13 protein-coding genes are annotated in these 16502 nt (G+C 63.5%); 8 read left to right on the top strand and 5 right to left on the bottom strand.

What is annotated here, in order from left to right; genetic code table 11:
* Positions 1–32: 32 nt before the first annotated feature.
* Positions 33–1127: a patatin-like phospholipase family protein gene (locus AC1D13_RS17265; protein ID WP_457279585.1), complete on the top strand. Its 1095-nt coding sequence runs from the start codon at positions 33–35 to the stop codon at positions 1125–1127.
* A 429-nt stretch (positions 1128–1556) separates the two neighbouring features.
* On the opposite strand, the gene AC1D13_RS17260 is transcribed toward AC1D13_RS17265, so the two are convergent.
* A complete protein-coding gene (locus tag AC1D13_RS17260; protein WP_457279584.1) occupies positions 1557–2213 on the bottom strand; it encodes a Smr/MutS family protein in 657 nt (218 codons plus the stop codon).
* A gap of 177 nt (positions 2214–2390) precedes the next feature.
* On the opposite strand from AC1D13_RS17260, the gene AC1D13_RS17255 reads away from it, so the two are divergent.
* The gene (locus AC1D13_RS17255) at positions 2391–5918 is read left to right on the top strand and encodes a tetratricopeptide repeat protein (RefSeq protein ID WP_477689991.1); all 3528 of its coding nucleotides are present in this window, start codon (positions 2391–2393) and stop codon (positions 5916–5918) included.
* A gap of 15 nt (positions 5919–5933) precedes the next feature.
* Here AC1D13_RS17255 and radC read toward each other — a convergent pair whose 3' ends face one another.
* Positions 5934–6608: a RadC family protein gene (radC, locus tag AC1D13_RS17250; protein ID WP_477666118.1), complete on the bottom strand. Its 675-nt coding sequence runs from the start codon at positions 6606–6608 to the stop codon at positions 5934–5936.
* Positions 6609–6931: 323 nt separating this feature from the next.
* On the opposite strand from radC, the gene AC1D13_RS17245 reads away from it, so the two are divergent.
* The 6 genes from AC1D13_RS17245 to AC1D13_RS17220 all read left to right on the top strand — a co-directional run bounded on the left by AC1D13_RS17245 (position 6932) and on the right by AC1D13_RS17220 (position 13835).
* On the top strand, positions 6932–8554 hold the full coding sequence (locus tag AC1D13_RS17245) for an ABC transporter substrate-binding protein (protein ID WP_457279808.1): 1623 nt from the start codon (positions 6932–6934) through the stop codon (positions 8552–8554).
* Positions 8555–8673: 119 nt separating this feature from the next.
* Complete coding sequence (locus AC1D13_RS17240) at positions 8674–9627, top strand: ABC transporter permease (protein WP_457279581.1); 954 nt, start codon at positions 8674–8676, stop codon at positions 9625–9627.
* A 2-nt stretch (positions 9628–9629) separates the two neighbouring features.
* On the top strand, positions 9630–10550 hold the full coding sequence (locus tag AC1D13_RS17235; protein WP_457279580.1) for an ABC transporter permease: 921 nt from the start codon (positions 9630–9632) through the stop codon (positions 10548–10550).
* A 4-nt stretch (positions 10551–10554) separates the two neighbouring features.
* Positions 10555–11592 carry an ABC transporter ATP-binding protein gene (locus AC1D13_RS17230; RefSeq protein WP_477689990.1) on the top strand — a complete coding sequence of 346 codons (1038 nt, stop codon included), beginning with the start codon at positions 10555–10557 and terminating at the stop codon, positions 11590–11592.
* Positions 11593–11650: 58 nt separating this feature from the next.
* Entirely contained in the window at positions 11651–12640 is a 990-nt protein-coding gene (locus AC1D13_RS17225) for an ABC transporter ATP-binding protein (RefSeq protein WP_477666386.1), read from the top strand.
* Between the two features lie 16 nt (positions 12641–12656).
* Complete coding sequence (locus AC1D13_RS17220) at positions 12657–13835, top strand: amidase (protein ID WP_477689989.1); 1179 nt, start codon at positions 12657–12659, stop codon at positions 13833–13835.
* 94 nt (positions 13836–13929) lie between these two features.
* Here the strand turns inward: AC1D13_RS17220 and AC1D13_RS17215 are convergent, their stop codons facing one another.
* Genes AC1D13_RS17215 through AC1D13_RS17205 form a run of 3 tightly spaced genes read right to left on the bottom strand, consistent with a single transcriptional unit; the run spans position 13930 to position 16271 of the window.
* Positions 13930–14415 (bottom strand): metallophosphoesterase family protein, encoded by a 486-nt coding sequence (locus tag AC1D13_RS17215; protein ID WP_457279577.1) that lies wholly within the window; start codon positions 14413–14415, stop codon positions 13930–13932.
* Positions 14416–14472: 57 nt separating this feature from the next.
* Positions 14473–14970: an ureidoglycolate lyase gene (locus AC1D13_RS17210; RefSeq protein ID WP_457279576.1), complete on the bottom strand. Its 498-nt coding sequence runs from the start codon at positions 14968–14970 to the stop codon at positions 14473–14475.
* Positions 14967–16271 carry a Zn-dependent hydrolase gene (locus tag AC1D13_RS17205; protein ID WP_457279575.1) on the bottom strand — a complete coding sequence of 435 codons (1305 nt, stop codon included), beginning with the start codon at positions 16269–16271 and terminating at the stop codon, positions 14967–14969. Before AC1D13_RS17205 ends, AC1D13_RS17210 begins: the two co-directional genes overlap by 4 nt.
* Between the last annotated feature and the right edge of the window lie 231 nt (positions 16272–16502).

Raw genomic sequence — 16502 nt, 5'->3', positions numbered from 1 at the left:
CTTCCTCTATATGTGCGCTGCAAGGCTGCGGCATGAAGCCGGTCTACCTGGCCCTTTCGGGCGGCGGCACGCGCGCCATGGTGTTTCACTGCGGCGTGCTGAGCTTCCTGGCGGAACACCAGGCGCTGGAGCGGGTCAGCAAGGTATCTACTGTTTCGGGCGGCAGCCTGCTGGTGGGCCTCTTGCTGCAGCTCAACGCGATGCGCTGGCCCGGCAGCAATGAATGCCTGGAGGTGCTGCTGCCGCGCGTGAAAACACTGCTGACCACCACAGACCTGCAGAACGCCGCCATGCGCGCCATGCTGCACCCGCGCAACTGGCGCTTTGCGCTGTCGCGTGCCAACGTGCTGGCATCGGCCATCGGCAGCACATGGGGCATCAACGCATTGATGGAAGATATTCCTGCTTCGCCGACCTGGGTGGTGAACGCTACCACCGCTGAAACCGGCAAACGCGCCAGCATCGAAGGCGACGCGCTGCGCGACTGGATGCTGGGCTCCACGCGCCTGAAGAAATTGCCGCTGCGTGACGCGATGGCCGTGTCGGCGGCTTTTCCGGGCTTGATCGGCCCTTATGTCCTGCCGACCGACAGCTTTGACTGGAAGCTGCCGATGTTCGCCTCCGGCGACGATGCCCGGCCTGCCGAAGACCGCTTTGCCCGTATCCACCTCTACGACGGCGGTGTGTACGACAACCTCGGGCTGGAGCCGTTCTTTGACGCCGGCTTTGGCCCCAAGCCCAAAATCGACGGCGTGATCATCGCGTCCGACGCAGGCGCGCCCTTGCCGGTGGGTTTTGCGATGGGCCCCCTCAGCATCTTTCGTCTCAAGCACGTGGCCGACATCATGTCCGACCAGGTCCGCGCGCTGCGCGCCAGGGGGCTCATGGCCTACGCCGCGCGCGAGCCGGGTCGCGCCGCCTACCTGCGCATAGGCGCTACCGCCCGGGAGGTCGCCGAACGCGCCGGCGCCGACTGCCCGGCCGGCGAATGGCTGGACGCAAACAGCGTCAGGGCGGCCGCTGCCTACCCCACCTCACTGAAGAAAGTGCCGCTGCCGATGTATGAGCTTGTGTTCAGGCACGGTTATGAATGCGCCGCGGCTGGACGAGCGGGGTTCGGGCTTTGAACGGCTGGCGGCTGAACCGGGACTGGTTCGAGTATCTGACTTGCTATCAAAAATATAGCTGCTCGCGCAGATCCTGATTCGGCTACAGACACTTTTTGTTTGTAAAAAGTGCCTTTTCGCGGCGTCAAACCGGGTTTTTGGTGTCCGCCAAGTAAAAAAAGCAGCCCCTCGAGGCCTTTTGGGGTGGATTTCAGACATCAAATACGCCTCCCACCCAATCACATCATGCGCGAGCAGCTATTGAATTGATAGCGCTTGGGCTGCCTGCGGAATCTGTCCAGCAGGTGCCGCGGGACCGGCTTTGCCGGACCGCAGGCGCCGTCCCCTGCAAGGGGAAAAGGCACTACACGTAGTGAGTGTCGATAGGGGTGTACTCAGTCTTTCAAGGGGAGATGGCGCTACACGCAGTGAGCGCCGACAGGGGTGTGCCTAGCCAGCTTCAAGCAACACCACCAGCGCCCCGGCGCCGCCTTCGGCCGGCCGCGCCTGCACAAATGCCAGCACCTCCTGCTTCTGGATCAGCCAGCTTTGCACCTTGCCTTTGAGCACCGGCGTCTTGCCGGGAGACCCCAGGCCCTTGCCGTGCACCACGCGCACACAGCGCCAGCCGACCTTGTGTGCGTCCTTGATGAAGTGAGCCAGCGCTTCACGCGCATCCTCGCGGCGCAGGCCATGCAGGTCAAGCTGGCCCTGGATGCTCCAGCCGCCGCGGCGCAGCTTGCGCACCACGTCAGGCCCCATGCCGGGCCGCCGAAAGCTCAGCGCTTCATCCGTGTCCAGCAGTGTTTCCACGTCGAACTCGTCCGAGATCGCTTCTCGCATCACCGCAAGTTCATCGCGTTGCTGCTGCACCGGGATGGGCGCTGCCTGCGCCACCGGCAACGCCGCCTTGTGGCCCGGCAGGTGTTTGGCCGGCAGGGCCTTGACGGGGCCGACCGCGCGCGAGAAGAGTTCTTTCTCGGCTTTGGCCCTGGCGGCTGCTGCCACGCGCGCGGCTTCCTGTTCTTTCTCAAGCTTCGCGCGGGCTTCGATGTCCCGCTTGACGGCCTTGAGGTCCTGCAGGCTTTTGAGTGCGGGCGCTTTCATGATGCTTACTTTATCGTAGTGCTTCAGTACTCACCGATGTAGATAAACCACGCGTCGGGTCATTCAGCGGCGGATCTGGCGATGGCTACGTTACGATGTTCCGCTAACTTGCTGAGCGGTATCAGGTCATCGACGCACGTTCTGCCAGATCCGGATTTTGAATTGAGGGAGAGAAAAATGAAACGGTCTACCGCCGTGCTTTGCGGAGTTCTGTTGCTCTGCAGTGGTGTATTGGCTGTCAGTAAGGTTCAGGCATTTCGCACCGAGGCCGCCGCGGAGGAGGAGAGGGCGAAACGGGAGGCCTCTGCGGCAAAGGCTCGAGCGGACATCCAGAACAAGATCGCGATGGAACGGTCTTTTGAAGATACTGCAATGGCCCGCTTCCTGCCGCCGCGCTATTCACCGCAGGCTTCCGATTGGCAGGGCAAGGAAAAGCTTTTCTACGGTCAGGTGTTGTCTGGCGGAAAGTTTGATGTGCTGGTTGTACCGTTCCAGGTTTGGGGCTGGGGTGTCGACAGGGCAAGCCGGTCCATCATGACTGCGGAACTCGCTGCGGGCGTCGCCCAATCGCAGAAAGTGAAAATTCCCGACCCCTATCTGGTGGCAAAAGCACTTGGTGAGGGGCAGCGCCACCTCAAGCAGGAGGAAATCTACAAGCTTGCCGATGCCGTGGGGGCAAAGCGCATTGTCTGGGGTTACGCCGGGCACGACCGGAAAGGAAAAATGGCGATCGCCATCCGGACCCAGGACTACACGGGCACTGCGCGCAATGGCGCTGTTTGGGCTGCTCCGGTGGAAACCAAAAAATTTGAAAATATCCCTTTTGGGGATGAAATTCCGGCCGTCGAGGCCTACGAATCCGTGTTGCCGGAAATCCTCAAGGCGGCAGGCGCCAACCCTTCCTCGCCTCTTTATGAAAAGACAGTCAGCAGCCTGGAACTGGAAGCGCTGCCGGCATCTCCGTTCGGCTTGGTGGCACCGTCTGGCAACCCGGCGCAGGATGCATACGCTTTCCTGGTGTACAGCGCACTGGCGCCCACAACCAACGAAAGAACGAAAGAGATATTTGCTGAAAAGGCGCATCTGGCGCTTTTGGGCCTGTCGCCGCAATCACCCGACTACCGGGCGCTCAGGGCGAGGACCTACATGGCACTGGGTCTGCGCATGGCTGCCATCAAGGCACTGGGCGATGTGCAGACCGTCGAGGAAAAAGAATTGCTTGCCGCCCTGAACGGAAATATCCTGGACGTGCGTGCAATGGCGGCGCTTGAAAAGAATCCCTTAAAACGCTTGCTGCAAAAGATCGATGAGAACAGGATCGCTACCGCCTACGGCACGATGACAACCAAAAAGGCAGGCGCCGAAGTGGCAGCGTTGAAGCTGCCCGGAACGATATGGCCGTTCATCGTGACGCGGGTTTTTGTAGAAACAGAACCGTGGGTTCAGAACGAGAATGCTTCCCTGAAAATGCTTCTTGACTATGAGTTGCCGGTCAAGGGGTATGCAATGGCGGACATGGCACGCGCGGCATTGCCACTTGCTGACCCCGACAAGGTTCAGACCATGGTGGATCTGTCGGTGTTTCATCACGGCCGCAAGTTCATCGAGGCCAATGCGGCCAGTTTGTGCTGCGGGCCCGCACCCGGCAAGCCGGGCCCGTTTGACTATCTGGACTTGCTCGAGAGTATTGGCCATGACAACCTGATGAACCGCATCAATTTCCTGTCCAACGTCCAGGGCATTCCGAACAAGGCCCTGATCTTTGCGAACAGCATTGACGCAATCTACAAGGGTTACCCGTCCTACGCGTATGAGCGCTCAAGAGCGGAGGCGAAGCTCGCCGGAAAGTCCACTGGAGCCGAAAGAGAGCAGTTGGTCAAGGCCGCGCACCAAAACGCGTTCGATGCAGCCTACTGGGAGCAAGGCCAGTCGCTCACCGCATTACGGGCCTTGAATCATTTCAATGCTGACGGCGGTCAGTACTACGGACCTTATAACAATCTTTACTATGCCGATGTGCCATTCCGTCCTTATTACTGGACCTGGGCAGACGGCGGTAAATTGGAGATAAGTATTGAAAACGAAATTGCCGCTTTGAAGAGTGCCACTTGGGAAATCGGAACCTTCACGGAGCTGCACGGGACGTACCGTCATTTTTTCCCCGACCAGGGGCGGGACACCGATCTTTTAGCGTCAATCAACGGGCGTTTCGTCGGCTCCCCGCAACTCAATAGCATCCTCGGCGCCGAGGCCAGGAGGCAGGGGGACACCGCGAAAGCGCAGGCTTACTATCGCGACAACCTCAAGCTGGCACCCACGCGGTGGACTTCCTATAGCGATGTGGCATGGATGCTGTTCGCAGCGGGTGACGTCAAAGCTGCCGCCAAGATGTTTCATTCTTACGAGGGCTTCAAGAAAGGGTCCGAAGACGGCCGGGTTGCGACCGCAAACCTTGCTTTCGAGGCAGGGTCGTATTTTTACTGGGCGGGTTATTTCGACCTTGCCAGGCCGTTCTATCAAATCGCCGTCTCTCAGGGATCGGGATCGTCCGGCGAAATCACGAGCGATACGCGTCTGAAGCTTCTTGCCGGCGATCTGCAGGGTGCGATGGCCAGCACCTTGCGGCGTGCCCAGCGTTACCAGGAGTCGTATGCCCACCGGGACTATCTGGGGCTTCTTCACGCAAGCGGCCATTCCAGGGAGGCCTGGGCCGGTTTTGAAGTGCTGGCGAAACAAAGCCGCGCTCCTCACATTTGGGAGTCCGCGCTGGTCGGGCATCACATCTCCGGTCTGCCTGAAGCGGAGGTCGTGAGTTGGGCGCAACAGGGGAAATTCGGGGGCACAGTGGAGGGTACGATCGCCGCAACCGTTCACCTTGTGCGTTTTGCAACCACGGACCGCACGCCTTCCAGCAGCTTGTCTCAGGCGGTAGACGCACTGGATCTGCAGCGATGGAAAGTGCCCGGACACCCCAATCCGATTTGGGAAGGACATCCGGTCGCGCAGAAAGCTCCTGTGAAACAGCATGTGAAATCCATGCATGCGTATTTTGTGGAAGCTTACCGGGCCATCAAACTCAAGGACTTTGCCGGTGCGAAGGCAATCTTCTCCGAGTCGGCAACGTTTTACGACCTGACCGATTACCAGGTCAATTCAACGTTGACCTGCTATTTTCCTTACTACGCTTATGCGGCTGTCAAGGCGGGAGACACCTCAATTATTGAGAAGATGGTAAGCGGCACCAAGGCCTCCAGGCAAGACTTTGACTACCAGCTGACCATGGCGATTCTTGCCGCAGCATCCGGCAAAAACGAAGAAGCACTGCAATTCCTTCAACGCGCGCGGCAACTGCGGCCGCACACTGAGAAAAGGGCCTTGCTGACGCAGTACACCTTTGGAGAGATTTCCGAACTGGTGGCGGAAATGACCGGCAGCAGCAAGATCAGGGCCTTGACGCTGGAGTGGGCCCAGAAGAGCCAGAAGTTCGAACCCTGGCAATCCTGGGCTTATGCACTGGAAGCCAGGTTGACGAGGAACCCTGCCGAGCGCAGGCGGGCCTTGGCGATGCTGTTTTATCTCGACCCCAAATCGGAGGGCCTGTCCGCGTTCGGGCAACCCGAAATCGATGCCGCTGTGAAGGCATTCGGGAAGTCCAACCCCTTTCTCTCCATCAATCCGGAAATTGTAAAAAAAGAGGCAATCTAGAAAGCGTTCCGACTTCTACAGCAAGCCCAGCTCGGCCATCGACACCGCCTGGGAGCTCGTCACCACAAAATGGTCCAGCACGCGCACATCAACCAGCGCGAGCGCGGACTTCAGCGTCTGCGTCAGGGCCTCGTCGGCGCGTGAGGGTCTGGCGGTGCCGCTGGGGTGGTTGTGGGCCAGCACCACACTGGCGGCGTTGAGCGCCAGGGCGCGCACCACTACCTCGCGCGGGTAGACGGACGTTTGTGTCAGCGTTCCGCGAAACAGCTCTTCGAGAACGATCAGCCGGTGCTGGCTGTCGAGGAACAGCACCGCAAAAATCTCGTGCGGCCGGCTGCCCAGCTGCAGCTGCAAATAGTCGCGCACGGCCTGCGGCGTGTCAAAGAGCGTTTTTTCACGGAGCTTTTCGGCAAGCGCCCGCCGGGAAAGTTCCAGCACCGCGACCAGTTCGGCGCGTTTGGCCGGGCCCAGACCCTTGATGCTTTTGAGCGCTTCGGGGCCGGTGTGCAGCAGCCCGGCCACGCCGCCAAAGGTGTCGACCAGCTCCTGCCCCATCTGCAGCGCATTCTTGCCGGGCAGGCCGGTGCGCAGCAGCAGGGCCAGCAGCTCGGCATCGCTGAGCGCGCCGGGGCCGCGGGCCAGCAGTTTTTCGCGGGGGCGGGCGTCCTCTGGGAGGTCTTTGAGAAGCATGGAAGAAAAAGCCGGTGAAAGGGGTGAGGGGAAAGAACCACCAAAAGCAGTGCGGACCCGGACGGGTTCCCTTGCTCTGGACGGGAACAGTTTACAAACAGTTGCCGTCCCCTCACGAATGCCATGCCACGCGAGACGGTTCGCGAGATTTTGAAGCGATGCACCAAGGCAGTGACGCATGCACTGCGGCGGAGCTCACCTTGCAAGCATCGGCGCTGAAACCATTGGCATATTCCTTGCGGGCATATCCTTATTTACAGGAGTGCTCCATGAAAGTTATCGGGTCCCGTCTGTCTCTGGTCTGGCTGCGCGCGCCGGTGTCCATGGCCCTGCTTGCCGCCGCCTCGCTGGCTGCCACCGGCCTGCATGCACAGGAAAAAGTACTGCGCATCGCCATGACGGCGGCCGACATTCCGCGCACCCTGGGCCAGCCCGACCAGGGCTTTGAAGGCAACCGTTTTACCGGCATCCCGATTTACGACTCGCTGACCCAATGGGATCTCTCGAAGGCCGACGCGCCGAGCGTGCTGATTCCCGCGCTTGCCACTTCCTGGGCCGTGGATGCCAAGGACAAGACCAAGTGGGTCTTCAAGCTGCGCCCCGGCGTCAAGTTCCACGACGGTTCAGCCTTTAATGCCGATGCCGTGATCTGGAACGTGCAGAAGGTGCTCGATAAGGACGCCCCGCAGTTCGACCCCAGCCAGGTCGGTGTGACCGCGTCGCGCATGCCGACCCTGCGCACCGCCCGCAAGATCGACGACATGACGGTCGAACTCACCACGAGCGAGGCCGACTCCTTCCTGCCGATCAACCTCACGAATCTGTTCATGGCCTCGCCGGCGCATTGGTCCGCCAAGCTCGCGGCCGTGCCGGCCGGCGTCACCGTACCCGCTGACCGCGCCAAGGCGGCCTGGACGGCTTTCGCCGCCGATCCGGCCGGCTCTGGCCCCTTCAAGGTCACGCGCTTCGTGGCGCGTGAGCGCCTTGAGCTGGCCGCCAACAAGGCCTACTGGGACGCCAAACGCGTGCCCAGGATCGACAAGGTCGTGATGCTGCCCATGCCCGAAGCCAATGCGCGCACCGCGGCGCTGCTGGGCGGGCAGGTCGACTGGATCGAGGCTCCCGCACCTGATGCGATGGCGCAGATCACGCAGCGCGGCTTCAAGATCTATTCCAACGCCCAGCCGCACGTGTGGCCGTGGCAGCTGTCATTCGCCGAAGGCTCGCCCTGGCTCGACAAGCGCGTGCGCCAGGCGGCCAACCTTTGCGTGGATCGCGGGGGCATCAAGCAACTGCTGGGCGGCATGATGGCCGAACCCAAGGGCACGGTGGCGCCCGGACACCCATGGTGGGGCAACCCCAAGTTCGACATCAAGTACGACGTGAAGGCTGCCCAGGCGCTGATGACGCAGGCGGGTTTTTCGGCCGCCAAGCCGCTCAAGGTCAAGGTGCAGATTTCCGCCTCAGGCTCGGGCCAGATGCAGCCGCTGCCGATGAACGAGTTTGCGCAGCAGTCGCTCAAGCAATGCTTTTTTGACGTGCAGTTCGACGTGATCGAGTGGAACACGCTGTTCACCAACTGGCGCAAGGGCGCGAAAGACCCGTCGGCCAATGGCGCCAATGCGGTCAACATCAGTTTCGCGGCGATGGACCCGTTCTTTGCCATGGTGCGTTTCGTGAGCACCAAGGCCTTCCCGCCGGTGTCCAACAACTGGGGCTACTACGGCAACGCCGATATCGACAAGCTGGTGGCCGATGCGCGTACCAGCTTCGACGAGAAGTCGCGCGACGCCGCGCTGGCCAAGCTGCACGCCCACATCGTGGACGACGCCCCCTTTGTCTGGATTGCGCACGACGTCGGTCCGCGTGCGCTGTCGGCCAGGATCAAGAACGTGGTGCAGCCCAAGAGCTGGTTCATCGACATTGCCACCATGACGATGGACTGATCACGGTGGAAAAGCCCTTTCTCCGCTGAGGAAGGGCTTCTTTTATCGCTCTCGCTTCCTTTTTTTTTCGCTTTTCCGTTCTCTCGTTCCTTATTGGAGCCAGCTTTCAACGCCAGCCCATGCTTGCCTACTTCCTGCGTCGTGTTATCTACGCCTTGCCGATCATGGTCGGCGTGGCACTCGTGTGTTTTCTTCTGGTGCATCTCGCGCCTGGCGATCCGCTGGTGTCCATCCTGCCGCCGGACGCATCGGCCGACCTGCAGGCGCAACTGCGCGAGCTCTATGGCTTTAACCGCTCGCTGCCCGAGCAGTTCGCGATGTGGGTATGGCGCGCCATGCACGGCGACCTGGGCGTGTCGATCGCGAGCAACCGTGCGGTTGCCGGCGAGGTCATGACCGCGGTCGGCAATACGCTGCGCCTGGCGGTGGTGGCCACTTTCATCGGCTTTGTGCTGGGCTGCCTGTTCGGTTTTGTGGCCGGCTACTTCCGCAACTCCTGGGTCGACCGGCTGGCCTCGATGCTGTCGGTGCTGGGCGTGAGTGTGCCGCACTACTGGCTGGGCATGGTGATGGTGATCGTCTTCAGCTCGCAGCTGATGCTGTTGCCGGCCACAGGCGCCGGCCCGGGTGGATCGAGCGACTGGGCCTGGGACTGGGAGCACATCCAGTTCCTGGTCCTGCCGGCGATCACGATGTCGGTGATCCCGATGGGCATCATCGCGCGCACGGTGCGTGCGCTGGTGGCCGACATTCTTGACCAGGAATTCATCGTCGGCCTGCGCGCCAAGGGCCTCACGCACTTCGGCGTGTTCCGCCACATGGTGAAAAACGCCGCCCCCACGGCGCTGGCCGTGATGGGCCTGCAACTGGGTTACCTGCTGGGCGGCTCCATCCTGATCGAGACCGTGTTTTCCTGGCCGGGCACCGGCTTTCTTCTGAACTCCGCCATCTTCCAGCGTGACCTGCCGCTCCTGCAAGGGACGATTCTGGTGCTGGCGCTGTTCTTCGTGGTGCTGAACCTGCTGGTCGATGTGCTGCAAACGTTGCTGGACCCCCGCATCGCCAGGGCATGACCATGAGCACCGTGACCGCCACTTCCAGCGCATCCAGCGCCTCCACTGCTGCCGTCGATGTGAAGCCGCTGCCCATGCAGCGTTCTCGCGGCTACTGGACCTCGGCCATGCTGCGCTTCACGCGCGACCCGGTCGCAATGGCCGCTGCTTTTGTGGTGCTGCTGCTGATCAGCCTGGCGGTGTTCGGCCCATGGCTCGCGCCGGCAGATCCCTACGCCTCGTCAATGCTCAAGCGGCTCAAGCCGATCGGCACCGAAGGCCTGCCGCTGGGCAGTGACGAACTCGGCCGCGACATGCTGTCGCGCCTGATCGTGGGCGCACGGCTCTCGCTTTTCATCGGCATCACGCCCGTGGTCTGTGCCTTTGCCGTCGGCTCGACGATCGGCATCCTGGCCGGCTACGCAGGCGGATTCATCAACACCGCCATCATGCGCACCATCGATGTGTTTTATGCCTTTCCGTCAGTGTTGCTGGCCATTGCACTGTCCGGCGTGCTGGGTGCGGGCATCGTCAACTCCCTGATTTCGCTGACCATCGTGTTTATTCCGCAGATTGCGCGGGTGGCCGAAAGCGTGACCACGCAGGTGCGTAACCGCGACTATGTGGAGGCGGCCAGGGCCTCGGGTGCCGGCCCCTTCACCATTGTGCGGGTGCATGTTCTGGGCAATGTGCTGGGGCCGATTTTTGTTTACGCCACCAGCCTGATCGCGGTCTCCATGATCCTCGCCTCGGGCCTGTCTTTCCTTGGGCTCGGCGTGAAACCACCGGAGCCGGAGTGGGGCCTGATGCTCAACACGCTGCGCACCGCGATCTATGTGCAGCCCTGGGTCGCGGCATTGCCCGGGGCGATGATCTTCATCACCTCCATCTCATTCAACATCCTGTCCGATGGTCTGCGCTCCGCCATGGACAACAAGGGCTGAAACCATGGACGTAATGAACGACGTCGGAGGCCCCGCGCAGCCCTTGCTCACGATTTCCGGGCTGGTCAAGCACTTCCCGCTCAAGAAGGATCCGCTGGGCCGTGGTGGCGGTGTGGTGCGCGCCGTCGACGGTGTCGATTTCGAAGTGTTCAAAGGTGAGACGCTGGGGGTTGTCGGCGAGTCAGGCTGCGGCAAGTCGACCACGGCGCGGTTGCTGATGCAGCTGATCGCGCCTACCGGCGGCGAGGTTGTCTTCGACGGGCGCACCGTCGGCGGCCGCGACCTGCCGCTCAAGGAGTTCAGGCGCCAGGTGCAGATGGTCTTCCAGGACAGCTACGCTTCGCTTAACCCGCGGCTCACGATCGAAGACTCGATTGCCTTCGGCCCGCAGGTGCACAACGTGCCCAGGCGCGAGGCGATTGCGCGCGCACGCGACCTGCTGGCGCGCGTGGGCCTGGAGCCGCAGCGTTTTGCCGAGCGCTACCCGCACGAGTTGTCGGGCGGACAGCGCCAGCGCGTCAATATTGCGCGTGCGCTGGCGCTGCAGCCGCGCATGGTGATTCTTGATGAAGCGGTGTCGGCGCTCGACAAATCGGTCGAGGCGCAGGTCATCAACCTGCTGCTCGACCTGAAGGCCGAGTTCGGCCTGACCTATGTCTTTATCAGCCACGATCTCAATGTGGTGCGCTACGTGAGCGACCGCGTGATGGTGATGTACCTTGGCCAGGTTGCCGAAATCGGCCCGGCCGATGCGCTGTACGACGCGCCGGCCCATCCCTACACACGCGCGCTGCTGTCGTCGATGCCCTCAATGGACCCGGACCACCGTACCGAAGAAGCGGCGCTGGCCGGTGACCCGCCGAACCCGATCAACCCGCCCTCGGGCTGCCGCTTTCACCCGCGCTGTGCACTGGCCGCGCCGGTGTGCAGCCAGGTGGTGCCGGCGCGCATCGCCACCGGCGCACAGCACGCCGTGAGTTGCCTGATCCACGAACCCGGCAGCGGACACCCGGATGCTGCACCGCTGGCCAGGGCGGCGTGACCCCATGACTGCGAACGCCTCTTCTTCCTCTTCCTCGTTTCCTTCCTCTTGCCAGCCGATGGTTCGCCTGAAGGACCTCAGCGTGACATTCAGCGGCGGGCGCAAGCCCGTGCAGGCCGTGAGCGGCGTGAGCCTGGAGGTGCAGCGCGGCGAGGTGGTTGCGCTGATCGGCGAATCCGGTTCTGGCAAGAGCGTGACCATGCGCACCCTGCTGCGCCTGCACCCCGAGCGCCGCACCCGCATGGGCGGCCAGGTGCAGGTGGCCGGGCGTGATGTGCTCGCCATGTCAACCGGCGAGCTCGACGACTTCCGCGGCAAGGTCGCCTCGATGATCTTCCAGGAGCCGCTGCTGGCGCTGGACCCGGTCTATTCGGTGGGGGCCCAGATCATGGAGTCGATACGCCGGCATGAGCGTGTGGGCAAGGCTGAAGCGCACCAGCGCGCGCTGGCGCTATTCGAGCGCGTGCGCATCCCCAGCCCCGAGCGGCGCCTTGCGGCCTATCCGCACGAGATGTCGGGCGGCATGCGCCAGCGCGCGATGATCGCGCTGGCGCTGGCCTGCAAGCCGCAGCTCCTGCTGGCCGACGAACCGACCACCGCGCTCGACGCGACCGTGCAGATCCAGATCTTGCTGCTGCTGCGCGAATTGCAGCGTGACCTGGGCCTGTCGGTGATCTTCGTGACGCACGATATCGGCGCGGCCGTCGAGGTGGCCGACCGCATCGCCGTGATGTACGCGGGCCGCATTGTCGAAGAAGGCACGGCGCGCGAGCTGATCCGCTCACCGCGCCATCCCTACACGATCGCGCTGCTCAAGAGCCGGGCGCACGGCGCGCTGGCACGCGGCACCCGGCTGGAAACCATAGGCGGCGCGCCGCCCGACCTGTCTGCGCTGCCGCCCGGCTGTGCCTTTGCCGAGCGCTGCGCACTGGCCACTGAGGCCTGCCGCGCCGCGCAGCCGCCGGTGGTCGAGCTGGCGCCGAACCACCGTGCACGCTGCATTCATACCGATGCCGCCGCGGCCATTGCGCCCACCCTGGTTGCCTGATCACCGCCTTCACGTTATGCCCCTGCACGACCCCGCCCACGCCTTCGTTCCCTATCCCGACGCTCCGGTGCCGCGCGCTGCCACCGGCCCGCTCTCGGATCTCAGCTTCGGCGTGAAGGACCTGTTCGATGTGGCGGGCTATCCCACAGGTGGCGGCAGCCCTTTTGTGCTGGCGATGTCCGGCATCAAGACGCGTACCGCGCCCACCGTGCAGCGGCTGCTCGATGCAGGCGCGCGGTTTTCCGGCAAGACGGTCACGGATGAGCTGGCCTTTTCGATGAACGGCAATAACGCGCACTTCGGCGCCCCCATCAACGGCGCCGCCAAAGACCGCATCACCGGCGGCAGTTCATCAGGCTCGGCCTCGGCTGTGTCTTCGGGCCTGTGCGATTTCGCGCTGGGCACGGACACCGGCGGCTCCGTGCGGGCGCCGGCCAATCACTGCGGGCTGTATGGGCTGCGCCCAACGCATGGCCGCATCAGCCTGGAGGGCGCGTTGGACCTGGCGCCCAGCCTGGACACCTGCGGCTGGTTCGCGCGGGATATTCACACCTTCGCACGGGTGGCCGACGTGTTGCTTGGCCCCGATGCCGCCGCGCTGCCAGGTCGCGTGCGGCTGCTGCATCCTGAAGATGTGTGGTCGCTGGCCGTGCCGGCGGCGGCCGTTGCGTTGCAGGGCGCCGTCGAACGGGTGCAGGGCGTGCTCGGCACTGCGCAGGGCACCACCGTGGCGCTGGAGTCCTTCGATGCGATGTACTGGAATTTCCGGTACGTACAGGCGCACGAGGCCTGGCTGACCGACGGGCCGCTGATTGAGCGCTACGCGCCGCCGCTGGGGCCGGGCGTGGCCGAGCGCTTTGCCTGGTCGCGTGATGTGACGGATGCGCAGGTCAGCGCGGGCCGTGCTTTTCGCGCGGCCTTTCGCAGCCACCTGGCCGCGCTGCTTGGCAGCGACGGCGTATTGCTGATGCCGACCATGCCCGACATTGCGCCGTTGCGCAGCGAAGGCGAGGCCGGGCTGGAGGACTACCGCAACCGCGCCATCCAGCTGCTGTGCATCGCCGGCTTGAGCGGTTTCCCGCAGCTGTCGATGCCTCTGGCCCAGCGTGAGGGCGCCCCACTGGGCCTGTCGCTGCTCGGGCCGGCGGGCTCGGACCGGGCGCTGGTGGCACTGGCGCAGCGCATTGCGGCTTGATGCCGAATATTTTTGATTTTCTTAAGAAGAATCAGCCCCCAGACCATGTAGAACATGCGCGACCAGCTATTGATTTGATAGCTAAAGGGCGCCTTCAGTCTGTCTCGACGGCCTGAATCTCTGCCTGAATCTTTTCTATGCGCGGGTTGATGGCAGGGCCGTCGATCTGGAGTTCGGCAAGGGTGATCGGGAGCCTGAAGCGGCGCGGACCGGCACTGCCGGGGTTCACGAACAACACGCCTTCGCGCTCCTCGATCAGGGGCTGGTGCGAATGGCCCGACACGACCACCTGCACACCCGCTGCGGCCGGGTCGATGTCCAGCTCTGCAAGATCGTGGATCACATGGATCGTGACTTCGCCGATGTTCAGCCATGTCGAGACGGGCAGGGCGTCGGCCCAGGCGCCCCGGTCATTGTTGCCGCGCACCGCCGTCACCGGCGCCAGCGTTGCCAGCGCTTCGAGGACGCCCGGCTCGCAGATATCCCCGGCATGGATGATGTGATCGCATCCGCGCAGGAACGCGAGGGCTTCCGGCCTCAGGAGGCCATGGGTGTCGGAGATCAATCCAATGCGAACCACAGGCCGGGTTCCTTCAGGCAGTTGCGTAGTTCATGCAGCTTATGCAGTTCAAGCGGTTCATGCAAGCGCTGCAACCGTCACGGGTTGTTGCAGCCGGCAGGTGCCACAGTCGACGGCTGCCGCGGCGCGCTCAAGCACCACAAAATCGCCTGCGTCTACCGCCAGCAAGGCGTGGTGCCAGGTGCCGGGCGCAAGCGCCACGCCCTGGCAGCCGTCGGTGATGAAGGCGGCCAGCGTATCGCCAGAAGGCGGCGCGCCGGCCGGCGCCACCACGATGACAAAGCGGCGCTCGCCCAGTGGCACAAAAGTCTGGCTGCCCAGCGCATGGCACTCCATTTCATCGACTGCATGGGGAAAGCGCCGCGCCTGTGCGCGAAATATCGCCAGCATCGGCCGCCCTCCGTCTGCATCAAGCTGCAGGTCGCCGATCAGGTCGAAGCGCTCGGATGTCCCGCCGTTAATGGCGTGGCCTTCGGCGCCGGCCGGCACCTGCACCACGGTGCCGTAGGGCGCAAATGCGTCTGGCGTCAGCGGCTGCGGCGCGAGTACCTTCATGCTGCGGCCACACCCGCCTGGTCGAGCATCGCGTGCAGCAGCACGTTGGCGCCGGCTGCCAGGTGTTCCGGCTTGGCGTCTTCGATCTCGTTGTGCGAGATGCCGTCTTTGCAGGGGACAAAAATCATGGCGGCCGGCGCGGTGCGGGCGACGTACACGGCGTCGTGGCCGGCACCGCTCACGATGTCCAGGTGGGCCAGGCCCATGCGCTTCGCGCCTTCGCGCACGGCAGCCACCAGCGGCTCGGCGAAGCGTGCCGGCGGGTAGTACACGGTCTGCTCAATCCCGACCGTGAGGCCGCCTGACTGGCTGAGTGCGGCGCAGGCATGGCGCAAGCGCCCGTCCATGCGGCTCAGGCCTTCGTCGTTGCCGTGGCGGAAGTCCACAGTGAAGGTCACGCGGCCCGGGATCACATTGCGCGAATTGGGATGCACCTGCACATAGCCCACGGTGCCGCGGCCGTCAGGCTGTTCGTCCAATGCGATGCTGCGCACGGCCTGCATGAGGCCGGTGGCGCCCTGCAGGGCATCGCGCCGCAATGTCATCGGGGTGGGGCCGGCATGCGCTTCCTGGCCGGTGACCACCACGTCATACCAGCGCTGGCCAAGCGCACCGGTGACCACACCCAGCGGAATGTCGGCATCTTCGAGCACCGGTCCCTGTTCGATGTGGGCCTCAAAATAGGCGCCGAAGCGCGGTGCACCGTCGTTCACCGCAGCGGGCGCCGTGCCGTCAAACCCGATGGCCTGGAGTGCCTCGCCGACGCGGATACCGTCGCGGTCGGCGGCCTCAAGCGCTGACTGCAGGGTGAAAGCGCCGGCGTAGACACCCGAGCCCATCATCACCGGCACGAAACGCGAGCCTTCCTCGTTGGTCCAGACGCAGACTTCCAGCGGCGCGACGGTGCGTATGCCCGCGTCGTTGAGCGTGCGCAGTACTTCCAGCCCGGCCAGTACACCGTAGTTCCCGTCGAACTTGCCGCCGGTAGGCTGGGTGTCGATATGGCTGCCGGTGGCAACGGCAGGAAGCGAAGGGTCCTGCCCCTCGCGGCGCGCGAACAGGTTGCCGATGGCATCCACGCGCAGCGTGCAGCCTGCTTCGGTTGCCCAGCGCACGAAGAGCGCGCGCCCCTGGCGGTCAAGCTCGGTCAGGGCCAGCCGGCATACACCGCCTTTTTCTGTCGCCCCCACGGCAGCGAGATCCATGAGTGAGGCCCAGAGGCGCTGCGGGTCAATCCGCAGGTCGTGATCCGGGCCGGCCGGCGGGGCTGGCGTGTGTGGGGATGTGATGGCAGTGTCCATGGAAGTGAGTCAGCAGAAAGCATGCCAGTCATCCACGATGCGCCGGCGCAAGCGGCCGGCTGCCTGCCTGCTGTGGAAACGGGGGGAACAAGCTTCCAAAACACTCCGAAAAACTCCGAAGAAGCCACTCGAAAACCCCGAAAAAACCGATGATCGGCCTGGTCACTCCCGGCTTTCTACAATAGGGGGCTGATCCTCCCTTTACAAACCGTTGCCGGCTGCCCGCCTGGC

This window comes from Polaromonas sp. P1_E12 (genome assembly GCF_056405975.1).
Note: the sequence above shows the minus strand (reverse complement) of the source record. Positions and strands in the feature narration are given on the sequence as shown.

What these genes read in the sequence shown, in the direction of transcription:
- AC1D13_RS17265 (WP_457279585.1), top strand. Translation starts at nt 33, where the DNA reads ATGAAGCCGGTCTACCTGGCCCTTTCGGGCGGCGGCACGCGCGCCATG.
- AC1D13_RS17260 (WP_457279584.1), bottom strand. Translation starts at nt 2,213, where the DNA reads ATGAAAGCGCCCGCACTCAAAAGCCTGCAGGACCTCAAGGCCGTCAAG.
- AC1D13_RS17255 (WP_477689991.1), top strand. Translation starts at nt 2,391, where the DNA reads ATGAAACGGTCTACCGCCGTGCTTTGCGGAGTTCTGTTGCTCTGCAGT.
- radC (WP_477666118.1), bottom strand. Translation starts at nt 6,608, where the DNA reads ATGCTTCTCAAAGACCTCCCAGAGGACGCCCGCCCCCGCGAAAAACTG.
- AC1D13_RS17245 (WP_457279808.1), top strand. Translation starts at nt 6,932, where the DNA reads ATGGCCCTGCTTGCCGCCGCCTCGCTGGCTGCCACCGGCCTGCATGCA.
- AC1D13_RS17240 (WP_457279581.1), top strand. Translation starts at nt 8,674, where the DNA reads ATGCTTGCCTACTTCCTGCGTCGTGTTATCTACGCCTTGCCGATCATG.
- AC1D13_RS17235 (WP_457279580.1), top strand. Translation starts at nt 9,630, where the DNA reads ATGAGCACCGTGACCGCCACTTCCAGCGCATCCAGCGCCTCCACTGCT.
- AC1D13_RS17230 (WP_477689990.1), top strand. Translation starts at nt 10,555, where the DNA reads ATGGACGTAATGAACGACGTCGGAGGCCCCGCGCAGCCCTTGCTCACG.
- AC1D13_RS17225 (WP_477666386.1), top strand. Translation starts at nt 11,651, where the DNA reads ATGGTTCGCCTGAAGGACCTCAGCGTGACATTCAGCGGCGGGCGCAAG.
- AC1D13_RS17220 (WP_477689989.1), top strand. Translation starts at nt 12,657, where the DNA reads ATGCCCCTGCACGACCCCGCCCACGCCTTCGTTCCCTATCCCGACGCT.
- AC1D13_RS17210 (WP_457279576.1), bottom strand. Translation starts at nt 14,970, where the DNA reads ATGAAGGTACTCGCGCCGCAGCCGCTGACGCCAGACGCATTTGCGCCC.
- AC1D13_RS17205 (WP_457279575.1), bottom strand. Translation starts at nt 16,271, where the DNA reads ATGGACACTGCCATCACATCCCCACACACGCCAGCCCCGCCGGCCGGC.